The sequence below is a fragment of the Alitiscatomonas aceti genome (genome assembly GCF_025567195.1).
Classification (GTDB): domain Bacteria; phylum Bacillota; class Clostridia; order Lachnospirales; family Lachnospiraceae; genus Alitiscatomonas; species Alitiscatomonas aceti.
Genome location: NZ_JAOQJF010000001.1, coordinates 88709 through 103675 on the forward strand (window position 1 = coordinate 88709; position 14967 = coordinate 103675).

General features: G+C 53.1%; 12 protein-coding genes and 2 tRNA genes. 5 read left to right on the forward strand and 9 right to left on the reverse strand.

Features of this window, described 5'->3' with window-relative positions; translation table 11 throughout:
• Complete coding sequence (locus OCV69_RS00425; RefSeq protein WP_158358359.1) at window positions 1–969, reverse strand: carbohydrate kinase family protein; 969 nt, start codon at window positions 967–969, stop codon at window positions 1–3.
• A 173-nt stretch (window positions 970–1142) separates the two neighbouring features.
• Here OCV69_RS00425 and OCV69_RS00430 point away from each other — a divergent pair, with 173 nt between their 5' ends.
• The 3 genes from OCV69_RS00430 (at window position 1143) to OCV69_RS00440 (ending at window position 3560) form a co-directional block, all read left to right on the forward strand.
• Window positions 1143–1496: a helix-turn-helix domain-containing protein gene (locus tag OCV69_RS00430; protein WP_158358360.1), complete on the forward strand. Its 354-nt coding sequence runs from the start codon at window positions 1143–1145 to the stop codon at window positions 1494–1496.
• Between the two features lie 151 nt (window positions 1497–1647).
• A complete protein-coding gene (locus OCV69_RS00435; RefSeq protein ID WP_158358361.1) occupies window positions 1648–2832 on the forward strand; it encodes an AAA family ATPase in 1185 nt (394 codons plus the stop codon).
• Window positions 2829–3560, forward strand: a complete 732-nt coding sequence (locus OCV69_RS00440; RefSeq protein WP_158358362.1) for a hypothetical protein — start codon at window positions 2829–2831, stop codon at window positions 3558–3560. The genes OCV69_RS00435 and OCV69_RS00440 overlap by 4 nt, the downstream gene beginning before the upstream one ends.
• Before the next feature lie 48 nt (window positions 3561–3608).
• On the opposite strand, the gene OCV69_RS00445 is transcribed toward OCV69_RS00440, so the two are convergent.
• From OCV69_RS00445 to gpmI, 3 genes are all read right to left on the reverse strand, one after another.
• On the reverse strand, window positions 3609–5234 hold the full coding sequence (locus OCV69_RS00445; protein ID WP_262562901.1) for an ABC transporter substrate-binding protein: 1626 nt from the start codon (window positions 5232–5234) through the stop codon (window positions 3609–3611).
• 26 nt (window positions 5235–5260) lie between these two features.
• The gene (locus OCV69_RS00450) at window positions 5261–7003 is read right to left on the reverse strand and encodes a M28 family metallopeptidase (RefSeq protein ID WP_158358364.1); all 1743 of its coding nucleotides are present in this window, start codon (window positions 7001–7003) and stop codon (window positions 5261–5263) included.
• Between the two features lie 178 nt (window positions 7004–7181).
• The gene (gene gpmI / locus OCV69_RS00455) at window positions 7182–8723 is read right to left on the reverse strand and encodes a 2,3-bisphosphoglycerate-independent phosphoglycerate mutase (protein WP_158358365.1); all 1542 of its coding nucleotides are present in this window, start codon (window positions 8721–8723) and stop codon (window positions 7182–7184) included.
• A 425-nt stretch (window positions 8724–9148) separates the two neighbouring features.
• Here gpmI and OCV69_RS00460 point away from each other — a divergent pair.
• Window positions 9149–9222 (forward strand) — tRNA-Pro (locus OCV69_RS00460).
• Between the two features lie 4 nt (window positions 9223–9226).
• Window positions 9227–9298 (forward strand) — tRNA-Glu (locus tag OCV69_RS00465).
• A gap of 193 nt (window positions 9299–9491) precedes the next feature.
• On the opposite strand, the gene OCV69_RS00470 is transcribed toward OCV69_RS00465, so the two are convergent.
• The 5 genes from OCV69_RS00470 to gltX form a co-directional block, all read right to left on the reverse strand.
• Window positions 9492–9836: a DUF1292 domain-containing protein gene (locus tag OCV69_RS00470; protein ID WP_022272402.1), complete on the reverse strand. Its 345-nt coding sequence runs from the start codon at window positions 9834–9836 to the stop codon at window positions 9492–9494.
• A gap of 74 nt (window positions 9837–9910) precedes the next feature.
• Window positions 9911–10426 carry a cob(I)yrinic acid a,c-diamide adenosyltransferase gene (locus tag OCV69_RS00475; protein ID WP_022272401.1) on the reverse strand — a complete coding sequence of 172 codons (516 nt, stop codon included), beginning with the start codon at window positions 10424–10426 and terminating at the stop codon, window positions 9911–9913.
• Window positions 10427–10472: 46 nt separating this feature from the next.
• Window positions 10473–12320, reverse strand: coding sequence for an ATP-dependent helicase (locus OCV69_RS00480; RefSeq protein ID WP_158358428.1), 1848 nt, complete (start codon window positions 12318–12320; stop codon window positions 10473–10475).
• Window positions 12321–12323: 3 nt separating this feature from the next.
• On the reverse strand, window positions 12324–13463 hold the full coding sequence (locus tag OCV69_RS00485; protein WP_158358366.1) for a hypothetical protein: 1140 nt from the start codon (window positions 13461–13463) through the stop codon (window positions 12324–12326).
• A gap of 22 nt (window positions 13464–13485) precedes the next feature.
• A complete protein-coding gene (gene gltX / locus OCV69_RS00490; protein WP_158358367.1) occupies window positions 13486–14937 on the reverse strand; it encodes a glutamate--tRNA ligase in 1452 nt (483 codons plus the stop codon).
• Window positions 14938–14967 lie beyond the last annotated feature (30 nt).

Sequence of the window (14967 nt, forward strand, 5' to 3'; positions counted from 1 at the left end):
TTATACGGTTTCTGATCCCCGGAGCTTTTTAAGGACCGCCTCCTCCGATGGGATGCTGGGGATCCCTCCGGGTGTTTCTGTGGACAGGCTGGCCGCTGCGGATGCGAAAGCACCCATGGCGGCCAGCTCTTTTTCATCCAGCTCCTCCGGCGCTTTCCCGGACTTTAAAAGCCAGGCCACGGCGCTTCCCCCGAAAATATCCCCGGCTCCTGTGGTGTCCACCGGCGTCACCCTGGGGCAGACCGCCCGGGCGGCCGCCTTTTCGCTGGACAGATACGCGCCCCTGGGGCCCATGGTCACCATGGAAAGCTTTACGCCGAATTCCTTCTGGAGCTTTTCAGCCGCCTTCTCTTCGTCGGTGATCCCCCAGAGGAATTCCACCTCCTCGTCGCTGATCTTCACCACATCTGCCTGGGAAAGTCCCCAGAGGATCTGCTCCCTGGCCTCGTCCGGCGTGTTCCACAGGGGAAGCCGCAGGTTCGGATCGAAGGTGATCCACTTTCCCTTTTTCCGGGCGTATTCCACCGCCCGTTTCGCAGCCGTGCGGACTGGCTCGTCTGTGAGGCTTAAGGTTCCGAAATGAAAGACCTTTGCCTGGTCGATGAGCTCCAGGTCCAGCTCCTCAAAGGAAAGCTGCGTATCTGCCCCAGGCTTTCTGGCGAAGCTGAAGGACCGGTCTCCTCCGGCGTCAAAGGTAACAAAGGCCAGGGTCGTGAACACAGAGCTGTCCTGCCGGATCCCCTTTGTCTCGATCCCGGCCTCCTTAAGGGTATTTATGAGCAGCCCGCCAAAGGCGTCCGTTCCCACCTTGCCCAGAAATGCCGTCCGGAGCCCGTATTTACTTAGAGCCGCCAGGAAATTTCCCGGCGCCCCGCCTGGATTTGCCTTCATGGTGGGATATCCGGCCGCGTCCGTATCCCTGGCTGCAAAATCGATCAGAAGCTCTCCAATGGCTGTCACGTCGTACATGGTAAATTCCCCCTTGTGTGGTAGATTTTAAAGAAATTATAGCAGTGGACGGGATCAGATTCAAGAACGAATGATGGGGGGCAGAAATGCTTTCTATATTTTAGAATGATATGATTTCCATATATTTCCATTTTATTATGTAATATAAGATATTTAGAAAAAGGAGGCCACCATTGGATACATATACGGTTGATCTGGAATCAATGGGAAAGCGGATCCGGGAACTCAGAAATACCCAGAACAAAACCCAGGAAGTGTTTGCTGATATGATACATATTTCATCGTCTTATCTCGCACTGATTGAACAGGGAAAACGTACTGCCAGTCTGGATGTAGTTGCCCAGATTGCGTATACCTGCCATGTCTCTGTTGATTATCTTTTATTCGGAAAACAGGAATCCCCTTCATCAGAAAATTATAAATTTTTCAATATACTCTGCCGCCAGTATTCTGATACAGAAATCAAGCGTGCCTTGAAACTCTTCGCCTTCTATCTTCAGCTTGATAAAGAAAAAGAATACCCATAGACCAGACAGCCGCATCTTCTCTCCCATACGCAGCTGCCCCTTATTTTTACAAGCACAGTAATCCTAAGATTAGATATGGCTAAACACCGGAAAATGTTTGTATTTAATTCATGGATTATGCTATACTGTATTTTAGAAAGGGGCAGCAATTATGAATATACGAAAAATTACTTTTGGGAACTTTAAGTCCCTGTATAACGCAGCCTTCGAACCTGGTAAAGTCAATGTATTTATCGGTGCCAACGGTTCTGGAAAAACTACGATCCTGGAAGCGATCGGTTTATTAAGTGCGGCTATGACCGACCGTGTCGATTCTTCCAGCCTCCAGCGCAAAGGCGTGCGCCTCAGTATTCCCTCGCTTTACAAATCCAGTTTCAAGGATCTTAAGAGACAACGATCCATGATCGATCTTTCCCTGGAATGGGAAGATGACTGCTGTACAGATAAATTCCGTTACGATGTACATCTGACAACTCCTACTGATACCGACTATTGGAAATACCACTCTGAGGCATTTCTTCAGAACGGAGAAAAAATATGGGGACGCAGCAATGCCTCCCAGCAGCAGTCCAACAGTTATATCGGCTTCTTTCTCATTGATAATGACCCAGAACTGACAACCGGCCACAAAATCGCGGAGGATTTTTCATCTTACGGTATTTTCCAGCCAAACACCTTGACTTTGAGAGGCACGATCCCAGATCCCAATCAGGTTTCTCCTGTCGGATTGAATGGCGGACGTCTGGCCGAGGCGATCCGGACACTGATCCATGAAAACGACGGGGATCTGTTTTTCGGAAATTTATATATGGATGACATCCTTGACATGATCGACTGGGCCTCCGATATATCTGTGGATACGCCAAAAAAAACAACGATCAACGCCAATATCCCCACAACACGCCAGGTCATTGAATTTACAGACCGCTATATGAAGGATACCGCTCGTTTTACCGGTTATGATGCCAGCGAGGGAGCCTTATATGTCCTGTTCATGCTGACGCTTGCCATGCATCCCATGGGTCCATCTATTTTCTCAGTAGACAGCTTTGACCACGCGTTAAATCCCCGCCTGGCAAAAAAAATGATCCAGGTGTTCTGTGAACAGATTATCCAGAATAATAAGCATGTTTTTCTGACCACCCATAATCCGCTGGTACTGGATGGACTGGACCTGCAGAATGACGATATACGGCTGTTTGCCGTAGACCGTGACAGTAACGGATATGCCCAGATCCGGCGGATTTCTGTTTCCCAGGAGCTGATCGATGAAGGTCTTCCTTTATCCAGGCTCTGGATCAGCGGAAGACTGGGAGGTGTTCCATCACTGCTATGAAAAATATAGGGATTATTTGTGAAGGTCCAACCGACTACATCATCCTTAAAAATGTTATTAATCTTATAACCGGAGATACCAACTATTTTGTACTGCTTCAGCCTGAGCCTGATCTGCGCGGACAATACGTGAACGGATGGAAAGGCGTCTGGAAATGGTGTCATGATTACGCCAGTATCCGGATGCAGCTTATGGATAAAATTCAGCCCACGTTGGACTTTCTGGTCATTCAGATGGATGGTGACGTATCCAGAAAGGAGAAAGTCTCCCATTGCGGGTGTGGCTCAGTGAAATGCCCCCTCCAAAATATCCGGAATCCTTTGGAGTGTGACATTAAACCAGAATACCGGAATAACTGCCCTGTCTTGCTTCCCTGCCCTGAGCACAACGCACCCGTTTCCAGTTATATGGAACACCTGAAGTCTTTGATCCGTTCATGGTTAAAAGAAATAGACCGTACCTGCATCGCTATCCCCTGCGACAGCACCGAAGCCTGGATCGCTGCCGCCTACGATAACCTGCCCGAAATTGAATTTATGGAAAACCCCTGGGAAAATGTCATCGCTAAGAAGAAGATATATCATGGTATACGAATTTCCGGAAAAAACAAACGAGCCCGGATTTTTGAACAGTTTGCCCCAGTTGTCTGTAAAAACTGGGACCGGGTAACAGAACTCTGTCTGAGCGCCCGGGAATTTGAACGAGATATCTCTCTTCTTGGCAGATAAATAAAAAATAGCAGCCGCACCGGATTTCTCCGATGCGGCTGTCCTCTCCTACTTCTCAAAATAACAGTCTCCCAGATAATGGAGGGCTGTATTTTTATTAAACTGGAATCCCTTAAGATCTGCCCTTCTTCCCACCATATTGCTCTTATAATACAGCGGCACCCACGGACAGAGCTCATTTAAGCGGACCTGGAGGTCCCTATATGTCTGAAGCCTCTTCTCCCGGTCTGTTTCCATGCTGGCGGCGTCGATCATTTCATCCACCTTTTCATCCCTGAGATATGCCCGGTTTCCGTTCATGCCGCAGTTTTTTGAATGGAACAGCGGCGTCACACTGTATTCCGGATCACAGGTGGTATTGGTCCAGCCCAGGATCAGGAGCTCATGCTCTCCGGCGTTGATCGCATCCTGGAACGCGCCCCACTCGTAAACGTTGATGTCCACGTTGACGCCGATCTGGGCCAGCTGGGCCTGGACCACCTGGGCGGTACGGTTCCTCACGTCTCCGGATACGTACATCTTAAGATCCAGCCCGTCCCCATAGCCTGCTTCTGCCAGAAGCTCCTTGGCCTTTTCCAGATCCTGGGGATACGGCTGCACTTCCTCATTCCACCCCGGCAGGGTCTTTGCAATGAAGGAGCTGGCCACCTCGCCGCGGCCTTCTACGATCGTATCCACAAATTCCTGGCGGTTCATGGCATATGTAATGGCCTGGCGCACCCGGACGTCATCCAGTCCCTTTTTCGTGGTATTGAACGCCATGAATTCCACTGAAGCCGACGGCCAGCTTTCCAGTACCAGCTCATCATTGGCTTCCACGTTGGCGGCGTCCACCGGATCCACCGTTAAGATCACGTCGATCTCTCCCGTTTCCAGGGCAATGGTCCTGGCGCTCCCCTCGGGAATGATCCGGTTGGTGATGGAAGTGGCTGTGGCCGGTCCGTCAAAGTAATCGTCAAACCGCACCAGCGTCCAGTGATCGTTGGGGACCCATTCCTTAAACATGAACGGTCCCGTTCCTATGGGCTCTTCCCCGTATGTCTCCCCGGCCTCAGTCACAGCCTTCTCCGACAGGATCTTCATGCTGGTGTCATTGAGGACATAAAGAAGGGACGGATATGGACGGGAAAGATGGATCGTCAGGTCATAATCCCCCTCCACAGAAACATGGTCGATGGCCGACGCGTTGGACATGGCCTTGGGCATGGTCTTGGCCCGCTCCAGGCTGAATTTCACATCGCTGGCCTTCAGTTCCTCCCCATTATGGAACTTCACGCCTTCCCGGAGCTTAAATTTATAGGTTTTGTCATCCACCATCTCAAAGCTCTCCGCCAGGTCCCCTACGACCTCCCGGTTCTCATCGATCTTTACCAGGCCGTTATAAATGTGGCGGTTCAGCGTTGCAGACGGAGAATCCACTCCCACCTGGGGATCCATGGACCGGATATCGCTGGTGTTGGCAGAAATAATATCCGTCCGCCCAATGGACGGCTCCTTCTCCCCCTGGCTGGCTTCCTCTAACGCCTTTTCCGTCTCCGTCCCCGCTAAAGCCGTCGTTTCCCCCTTTGGCTCCGCCGCTGTTCCAGTATCTCCCCCGCTGTTTCCGCAGCCCGACAGCGCCATGACGCCGGCCACCGCCAGCATCGTCAGTTTCCCATACATACCTTTCCTCATACAGTGCTCCTCCTTGTATATAGTTTTTACATATTCCCCTCTTGATTTTCCCACCGGGCGGTCCACCTTCTGCATATCTCCAAAACCTGCTTCATCTGCCCTGTGAGCCGGTTCCTCTGACGCACGAAGCGGGTCTGCACCGCCAGATAATATTCCTCTTCCGTATTTTCCCGGGTCAGTCCCTCTGCCATGGCAAGCCCGGAAAAAACAGGAGCCTTCACCGCCGGATCCTGGTGGTACGGACTGGACGCCGTATAGGTGATCCTCGCCAGCTCCCCGGCAGTCTCCAGAATGGCGTCATCTGTATTTTCCTGGCCTTCCATGGACGCTTCAAGGTCCATGACCGCCTCCCTCAGCCTGCCAAGCACCGGCCACACCGGAGAAAGGTCAAAGTCTCCGCCAAGCCTCTCTTCAATGGCGCGGAGGCGGGACTCCATAAAGTCCACAAAGCCGCTCATGTCTGCCGGGAGCTTCCCGCAGTTCGCGAAGAATGCCGCCAGCTCCCCAATGACCCTTGTATCCCGCAGCGCCACCTCCGGATCCACCTTATCAAAGGTATCCTCTCTGGTGTGCCACCAGTAAAACATTTCATGATCCTTTTTTATAAACTTCGGCATAATGGCAAAGGGAATATCCGCTCCCCAGAAGGTCTGGTCTGCAAACCGGGTCATGGACACCGGCGGATCCGGCTCCCCCTCGTTGAATCCCCTCAGGAATTCCCGGTCAAAGTCTGCTCCTTCCAGCATGGACGTCTGGAACCCCACCACATCAGAGCCCTTGCAGCCACAGATATCCATATTGATATGCGCCACACAATTTTCCTTCAGCTCCTCCCAATGGTGGTCGTAATACCAGGCGGATCCGGCATAACGGCCGTCTGAATGGCCGGACCACCAGGCGAACACCACTGACCGCTCCAGCCGCTCCCGGTTCTCCTGGAACACTCTGGCAAGCTCCATCATGGCGGCGTTGGCCACTCCGTTATCCGTGGCCCCCTCATACCAGGAATCATAATGGCCGGAGACGAGTACAAATTTTTCCGACCTTCCCTGGATCCGCGCCACTGGCATGGTGCTGGAAACGATCCCCTGGCACATCTCAATGCTGAGACGCACGGTCAGCGGACCGGACTCCAGCCGTTTTTGCAGCTCCTCCCCGGCGCTTTTCCCGATCTCCGCAAACGGGATCCCCGGATAATGCCAGACCAGGTCCTCCGGCTCCGGCGTTCCCCAGACTCCCCCCAGAGTCCCATGGTGCGCCAGGTCCGCGTGCCAGATGGTCAGCACCCCCAGGGCTCCGGCCCGTTTTGCCTCACACGCAAACGAAAAGCTGTTCTCATACGTCAGGACCAGTTTCCCGGAAAAACCGGCCATCCTGGCCCTCTGCTCTCTCTGGCTGCAGCCTCCGGCTGCGCTTGTCCGGTCAAAAACCAGCTCCGCCTCCAGATCCTTCGCTGTTCCGCTGTATACATACGGGGTCAGAGGCACCGCCGCCTCTATGCTGTCCCCCTGGACCCGCAGAGACGCCGCCCCGGGAAGGCTCCGGTATACCTGGTATTTTTCCCGTTCCACAGGGATCCCCAGCTCCTCCATCCGTTCCGCGATCCGCTCGGCCGCTTCCTCTCCGTCTCTGGAGCCCGTATACCGGTCCAGGCGGCAGAACATCTCCACATCCTTCATGATCCGCGACTTGTCCAAGGCTCCGCTGACCGCTTCTGAAAATTCGGTTTTTTCATACAAAATCCTTTTTTTATCTTTTATCTTCTTCATCCCCTTTTATAAATATTAAAATATTTTCATATATTCATAGTATCATCTGATTATTTTCTCGTCAATAGATTCATTCACAAAAACAAAAAGAAAGTGTACAGTTCCCTTTTTTACGGTTATCTGTACACTTTCTCTTATTCTGAATGAATCTGTCTCCCGGCGCGGCGTCCCGGTCTCCTTACCGCTTCACCAGCAGAGATTTCCCAGTCATCTCCTTCGGCTGCTCCATGCCCATGAGCTCGATGAGCGTCGGAGCAATATCGGCCAGGCAGCCGCCCTCTCTGAGGCCATACTCTGCGCCTGCATTCACCAGGATAAACGGCACCGGATTCGTCGTATGGGCCGTAAACGGTTCTCCGGTCTCATAATCCACCAGCTGCTCCACATTTCCATGGTCTGCGCAGATGAACATTGCGCCGTCTGCTTTTTCTATGGCCTCCACGGCTCTTCCCACACAGGCATCCACAGCCTCCACCGCCTGGATGGCCGCGTTCTCCACTCCCGTATGGCCCACCATATCCGGGTTGGCAAAGTTGATGATGATCACATCATATTTTCCAGAGCCGATGGCCTCCACCAGCTTATCGCACACCGCCGGGGCGCTCATCTCCGGCTGCAGGTCATATGTGGCCACCTTGGGGGATTTCACCAGGATCCGCACCTCTCCCGGATTGGGCTCCTCCACACCGCCATTGAAGAAGAAGGTCACATGGGCATACTTCTCTGTCTCCGCGATCCTGGCCTGGGTCATATGGTGATCCGCCAGGAACTGGCCCAGGGTATTGGTGATGGCTTCCTTTTTAAAGGCCACCAGCTTATTGGGGATGGTCTCATCGTAATCCGTAAAGCAGACGTAGACCAGCTCCAGTCTCTTATCCCGGTCAAAGCCTGTGAACGCATCGTCACAGAACGCGCGGGTGATCTCTCTGGCCCGGTCCGGACGGAAGTTGAAGAAGATCACAGAGTCCTTATCCTGGACCAGACCCACAGGCCGTCCGTTCTCAGTGATCACCGTGGGAACCACGAACTCGTCGGTCTTTCCTTCATCATAAGACGCCTGTACGGCCGCAGCGGCGCAGGGATCCTGCTTTCCCTCTCCCTTTGTAAGGGCCTTGTAAGCCAGCTCCACACGATCCCAGCGGTTATCCCGGTCCATGGCGTAATAACGGCCCATGACAGAGGCCACCTTACCGACACCCAGTTCCTTCATTTTTCCTTCCAGCGCCTCCACAAACTCCCGGCCAGAGGAGGGAGGCGTATCCCTTCCATCCAGGAAGCAATGGACAAACACCTTATCCAGTCCGTTTCTTCTGGCCAGCTCCAGAAGCCCGAAGATATGGGTCATGTGGCTGTGTACGCCTCCGTCGGATACCAGTCCCATCAGATGAAGGGCAGAGCCGTTCTTTTTACAATTCTCCACTGCCTTTAAAAACTCGCTGTTTTCAAAGAAATCCCCATCCTCGATGGCCTTTGTGATCTTCGTCAGCTCCTGGTATACGATGCGGCCTGCGCCCATGTTCAGATGGCCCACCTCAGAGTTGCCCATCTGCCCGTCGGGAAGCCCCACGGCCAGCCCGCTGGCATTTCCCTCCACAAAGGGGCATTCCTTCATCAGCCGGTCCATCACCGGGGTATTGGCCTCCAGGACCGCATTTCCCCGCTTTTCCTTATTTAATCCATATCCGTCCAGGATCATCAATACAACTGGTTTTCTGCTCATATATTTCTTCCACTCCTTTATTGGTCTGTATCCTTTAGAAACGCTTCTATTGTATATCATTTAACAAATTCCCGCAACTGTTTCATGGAAGTATCTGTTATTTTTATAACAGGGTACCTCTGGTATTTTTTAATTTTTCTTTTTTCTTCACACTTCCTTCACAGAGATTCCAAACTTTCGTCACATTTTTCCCGTATCCTATTATCTGTAACAAGGTACCAGACCTTTATACACTTTTTCATACTTGGCCGGCGGCTCATACCCGCCGGCTCCTCCCATTTATAAAGAGCTCCGGCGTTTTTACTGGATCCACATTTCTCCCTTTAGATTCTTGTTGAATTTTTTGAAATTTTTTGTATTTTCCTCTTGCTTTTTTTGAAACCCTGTGGTATTATTAATGAGCTCGCTGATACAGAGCACAACATCGAGGCGTGGCTCAGTTTGGTAGAGTGCTGCGTTCGGGACGCAGAGGTCGCAAGTTCGAATCTTGTCGCCTCGATTCCGGCCTGTTGGTCAAGCGGTCAAGACGACGCCCTCTCACGGCGTAAACCCGGGTTCGATTCCCGGACAGGTCACGATTTAAACCGGTTATCTGAAATTCAGATAGCCGGTTTTTTGTTTCCAGTATCCTGCCGAGCAGGACCTCCTTCGGAAAGCCCGGCCCCCACTCCTGTTCTTTAAAGCTCCTGGACACAAAATGGGATGCTGCCGGAGCCGGAAAAAAGCCCGCTCCACGCTGCATCCCATTTTTAATTTTATCTGCGGCTCCTATTCCACCTCGTCCTCGCTGACCAGCTCGTCGTACTCCGCGGAGTCCAGAAGCTCGTCAAAGGCATCTGCCACGATCTCATACTCCTCATCGCTGTCAATGTTCTCCAGATCCGGATTTCCATTGATATCTTCCACATAACGGTATAAGTAAACCTCTCCGTCTTCGGCCTCTCTGCCATCCAGGGGAAGAAGGGCGATGTACTCTTTCTCTCCAGCCTCAAAGATCGTCAGCACCACGCACTCCAGCTCTGTGCCGTCGTCCAGAGTCAGGGTCACTGTCATCTCTTCATCGTTCTCAGCGTCCGGGTTTACAGGACCGTTCTTTAAATTTTCGTTTGCCATAACCGTTCCTCTCTTTTTTCAAGTGTACCATATTTTATAAGGTAAATACAGCATATCAGTAAACCCCGTAAAAATCAATACTCAATTCCCTTTCTTGCCAAAATCCCCCGGTCATAGGGGTGTCTGACCTTTTGGATCTCCGACACATAATCAGCGGCTCCGAGGATCCGCTCCGACGGCGATCTGCCGGTCAGTACCACCTCCAGCCCACCGGGCCTGTCCTCCAGAAACTCCAGGACCCGTTCCTCGGGCACCATGCCGTAGGTCATGGCCGCCATGATCTCGTCCAGGATCAGAAGGTCCGCCCCCTCCGCCAGCTCCACGGCCCGGAAAAACTGTTCCAGATTCCACCGGGCTGCCTGCTCTCTGGTCTCCCGGTCCATGGCCGATACGAAGCCGAAGGTCCTTTCACAGGGGATCACCGTGATCCCTGGAATATGGCCCAGTACGGCCACCTCCCCGGAATCGTCGCTTTTTAAAAATCGCACCATCACCACCTTAAGCCCACGTCCGGCGGCCCGGACAGCCATTCCCACAGCCGCGCTGGTCTTTCCCTTTCCGTCTCCGCAGTAAATATGCACCAATGCCATCTGCTGTCCCTTCTCCTTCCATACACTGTCCTGTCCATACGGCTCCTCAGTCCATGCATTCCTTCACGAACCGGGAGATCTCCTGCTTTCTGTGATACCGTTCCTTCACCGCGCAGAGATGGAGCCGCTCCTTCGCCCGGGTCATGGCCACATAAAAGAGACGCCGCTCCTCCTCGATGTCTGCCGGAAGCCCCGCCTTGTGGTGGGGGACGATGCCCTCGTTGGCATCAACGACAAATACGATCCTGTATTCCAGCCCCTTGGAGCTGTGCATGGTGGAGAGGGTCACTCCCTCCGGCCTGCCCGGATCCTTTGCCTCTCTTCTCTTTTCCTTCAGCGTCTCCTCATACTGGCGGATGTGCTCCTTCCATTGCTCCAGGGTGGAAAAGCCGGCCGCGCTCTCTTCGATCTGGCTGGCAATATCGAAAAATTCCTCTGGCCGGATCCGCCGGAATGCGGCAAATTCCTTTAAATAGGTATCATAGCCAACGGCCTGGCGGATGTAGTGGATGGCAGGGCCGGGCCTCAGCCGTCCGATGGTCCGCAGATCCCCCTCCAGGTCCATGACCCGCTCCTGCATCCAGTCCCGGTCCCGGTAAAAATCCCTGACCTGGTCCAGGGACACCAGAGGCGTTTCAAAGGCGTCCCTGGAAAAATACCGGTTGGGCCGGTTCATGATCCGGAAGAAATCGCTGCGGGCCCGGCTCCCATGGCCCAGCTCCAGATACGCCATCAGATCCTTTGCAATCCAGTGACCGTAAAGGCTGGGGATCACATCCCGCATGGAAAAGGGGATGTTATATTCCATCAGTTTTTCTGCCAGAAGCCCCGTTCCGTTCCCGGTCCGGAACAGTACGGCCATGTCCTCAAAGGCAAAGCCCGCCTGGGCGTACTGGCGGATCCGCTTGGCCGTTCCCTCGGCCTCTGCCAGAGGATTTTCATACACGGATACATCCACGGGGCGTCCGGAGCCATGGACCGGAACCAGTTCCTTTTTAAAACGGACCCGGTTCCGGGATATGAGCTTTAAGGAGGTCTCCACGATCTCCCTGGAGGAACGGTAGTTTTCCGCCAGGAGTACGCGGCGGGCCCCCGGATAGTCCTTTTCAAAGCCCAGCATGATCTCCGGCTTCGCTCCCCGGAACCGGTAAATGGACTGGTCGTCATCTCCCACGATGAAAAGATTATTTTCCGGCAGAGCCAGCATCTTCACGATCTCATACTGGATCCGGTTAATGTCCTGGAACTCGTCCACCAGGATATACCGGAATTTCCGCTGCCAGGCGGAAAGGATATCCTTTCTCTGGGAAAACAGCTCATAGCACATGACCAGCATGTCGTCGAAGTCCAGCTTTCCCCTGGCCCGCAGCATATCCTCATAGCCGGTGTACAGCCGTTTGAACCATTCCTCCGGACAGTTCTGGGAATAGTAGCAGGAAAGGTCCATCTGGCTTCCCTTTACATAGCTGATCTCGTTGATCACGGCGGAGATGAACTCGCCCTCGTCCTCCACCTCCAGTTCAGAGTTTTCGAGAAATTCCCTGAAATACTGGCGTTTTTCCTCCTCACCCAGGACACAGCCCGCCGGAAACCGGTACGCCAGCTTAAGGATCCTGTAAAAAACAGAGTGGAAGGTACCAAAGGTCACCCTTCCACTTTCTGTATCGTTTTCTCTGACCGCCGGTCTCAGGGAATAGAACCGCTCCTCCATCTCCCTGGCCGACGCCTTTGTAAAAGTGATCACAAGGATCTCTGACGGGCGGACTCCTGCCCCCAGGAGTCCCGCGATCCTATGGGTGATCACGGTGGTCTTTCCGGACCCCGGCCCCGCCAGGACCATCATGGGCCCCGTCTTATGGGACAGGGCCGTTTTCTGCGCTTCATTAAATTTCATCATCTATTCGCTGACAGTCTCCCTGTAGATAAAATCCTCCTCCAGGTCGTCCATGCGGATCTTTCTCCCCCAATGGATGGAGGAATTGAAATTGCCCTCGGCAACTGTGACGAAGTCATCTCCAATGGTCAGGATGATCACCGAATGCTCTCCGCCCTGATTGTTATACATCCGGATATGGTCTCCCACCCGGAGCTCTCCCCAGTCCAGGCTGTCATACATCTCGTATGAAGCGTCCGGTCCATAAAGCTTATCCTGGACAATGTAAGCAAAGCCCAGGCAGCCGCCTCCGATGCTGTAGCTGTATTCGTAGGCGAAATTCCGGCGGAAGGTGTTGGAGTTGGTCCACCTCTTCCCCTCCGGATATTTCTTCTTCAGGGAAATGATCTTTTCGTATGCCTCCTCGTCGGTCATGTCTGTATTGACCGCGCCGCTCTCGATCTTCTCATTGTCCTCTGTCCGGACATCGTCGATCTCCACGGAATCCTCGTCCGCATCCTGGCGGTATTCCCTCCAGTCGTCTCCGTCCACGATATCCACGACACAGTGATCTGTTTTATCCATCACATAATAAACATCCTCAGACTCCGCATAGACCGTATCCTTTGCCTGGATCCCATTGTCATAAAAATAGTACTGGCTTCCGTCGATTTCCACCAGGCCGGTGGCCATATAACCGGATTCGTCAAAATAATACTGTTTGCTGGCGATCTTCTTCCAGCCAGTGGACATTTTTCCCTTGGAATCATAATACTGCTTTCCATAGCTGTCACTGATCCACTGATTTACCGCTGTCCCTTCCCGGGAGGCAGCCGGAGCCGGCTCCATGATCTTCGTCTGGACCACTCCGTTCACCGTCCACGCGCCGTTTTCATTGACGTCAAAGCCGTCTACCCTGGAGGAAGCGAACATCCAGCCGTTTCCATCAAACCGGTAGCTCTCCGCCACGCCGTTCTGATCTCCATCCAGCCAGAACCAGCCGTTGGCCGGATATGTCCCATCGTCGTTCTGGTACCACCAGCCGCTGGTGCCGTCCTGGGACGCCGGGCGGCTCAGATCCTGTTTCCATTCTCCGGCAAAGGCCGGAACCGTCATGACCACAGTCATGGCGGCAGCCAGACCGCAGACCCACATTTTTTTCATCTTTATTCCCTCTTTTCCTGTCCTACGCCTCCAGAAGTGCGATCCCCTTCCTGATCCGCTCCAGGGACTCCTCTTTTCCAAGTACCTCCATGATCTCAGTGGCTCCTGCCGGGGTCATCTGCTTTCCGGAAACCGCCGTGCGGATGGGCCACATCACGAAGCCGGTCTTTACGCCCTTTTCCGCCACATAGGCGGCCAGGGTCTCATAAAGAGCATCGTTGGAATAATCCTCCTGGGCCTCCAACAGCGGAAGCACCTCCTTTAAGGTCTCCAGGGAGGTCTCCTTTGTGGTCTTCATCTTTTTATGAACATACATCTCCGGATCATACTCCGGAAGCGTCTCAAAGAAATCCACCTGGGCCGCAATGTCCGGGAATACCTCGATCCTGGTCTTTACCATGGCGGCGATCTTCTTAAGATCCAGGGGCTTTGTGATAACAGCCTTTAAATAAGGCTCCGCCTGGGCATAGAAGGGCTCGAAGTCCATCTTCTTTAAATATTCCCCATTCATCCAGCGCAGCTTTGTCATATCAAACACTGCCGGGGATTTGCTCATGTTGTGGTAGTCAAATTCCTTCACCAGCTCCTCCAGGGTAAAGAACTCCTGGTTGCCTGCCGGGGACCAGCCTAAGAGAGCTACGAAGTTTACGATGGCCTCTGTTAAAAAGCCCTGCTCTAAAAGGTCCTCAAAGGAGGAATGACCGCTTCTCTTGCTTAATTTTTTATGCTCCTCGTTGGTGATGGTAGGACAGTGGACGTACACTGGCACCTCCCAGCCGAAGGCCTCGTAAAGACGGTTGTATTTGGGGGAGGAGGACAGATACTCGTTTCCTCTCACCACATGGGTGATCCCCATCAGATGGTCGTCCACCACGTTGGCGAAGTTGTAGGTGGGGTATCCATCGGATTTAATGAGGACCATATCATCCAGCTCCGAGTTATCCACACTGATATCGCCGTAAATGTCGTCGTGGAAGGTGGTGGTCCCCTCCTTGGGGTTATTCTGACGGATCACGAAGGGCATTCCGGCCTTCAGATTGGCCTCCACCTCTTCCTTGGAAAGGCCCAGGCAGTGCTTATCATAGGCCATGATCTCCTCTCCGTTGACGTTCTTCTTTAAGGAATCCAGACGCTCCTGGGTACAGAAGCAGTAATAGGCCTCGCCCTTTTCCACCAGCTTTTTCGCGTACTCCATATAGATCCCGGATCTCTGGCGCTCGCTCTGTACATAGGGGCCGTAACCGCCGTCCTTATCCGGTCCCTCATCATGGATCAGTCCCGTTTTTTCCATGGTACGGTAGATGATGTCCACCGCTCCCTCCACGTACCGCTCCTGGTCCGTGTCCTCGATGCGGAGGATGAAATCCCCGCCCTCATGCTTGGCGATCAGATATGTGTAAAGCGCGGTCCTTAAATTTCCCACATGCATCCGGCCTGTGGGGCTCGGCGCAAACCTTGTTCTCACTTTTCCCATTTTTTTCTTCTCCTGTCATTTCCATAGAAT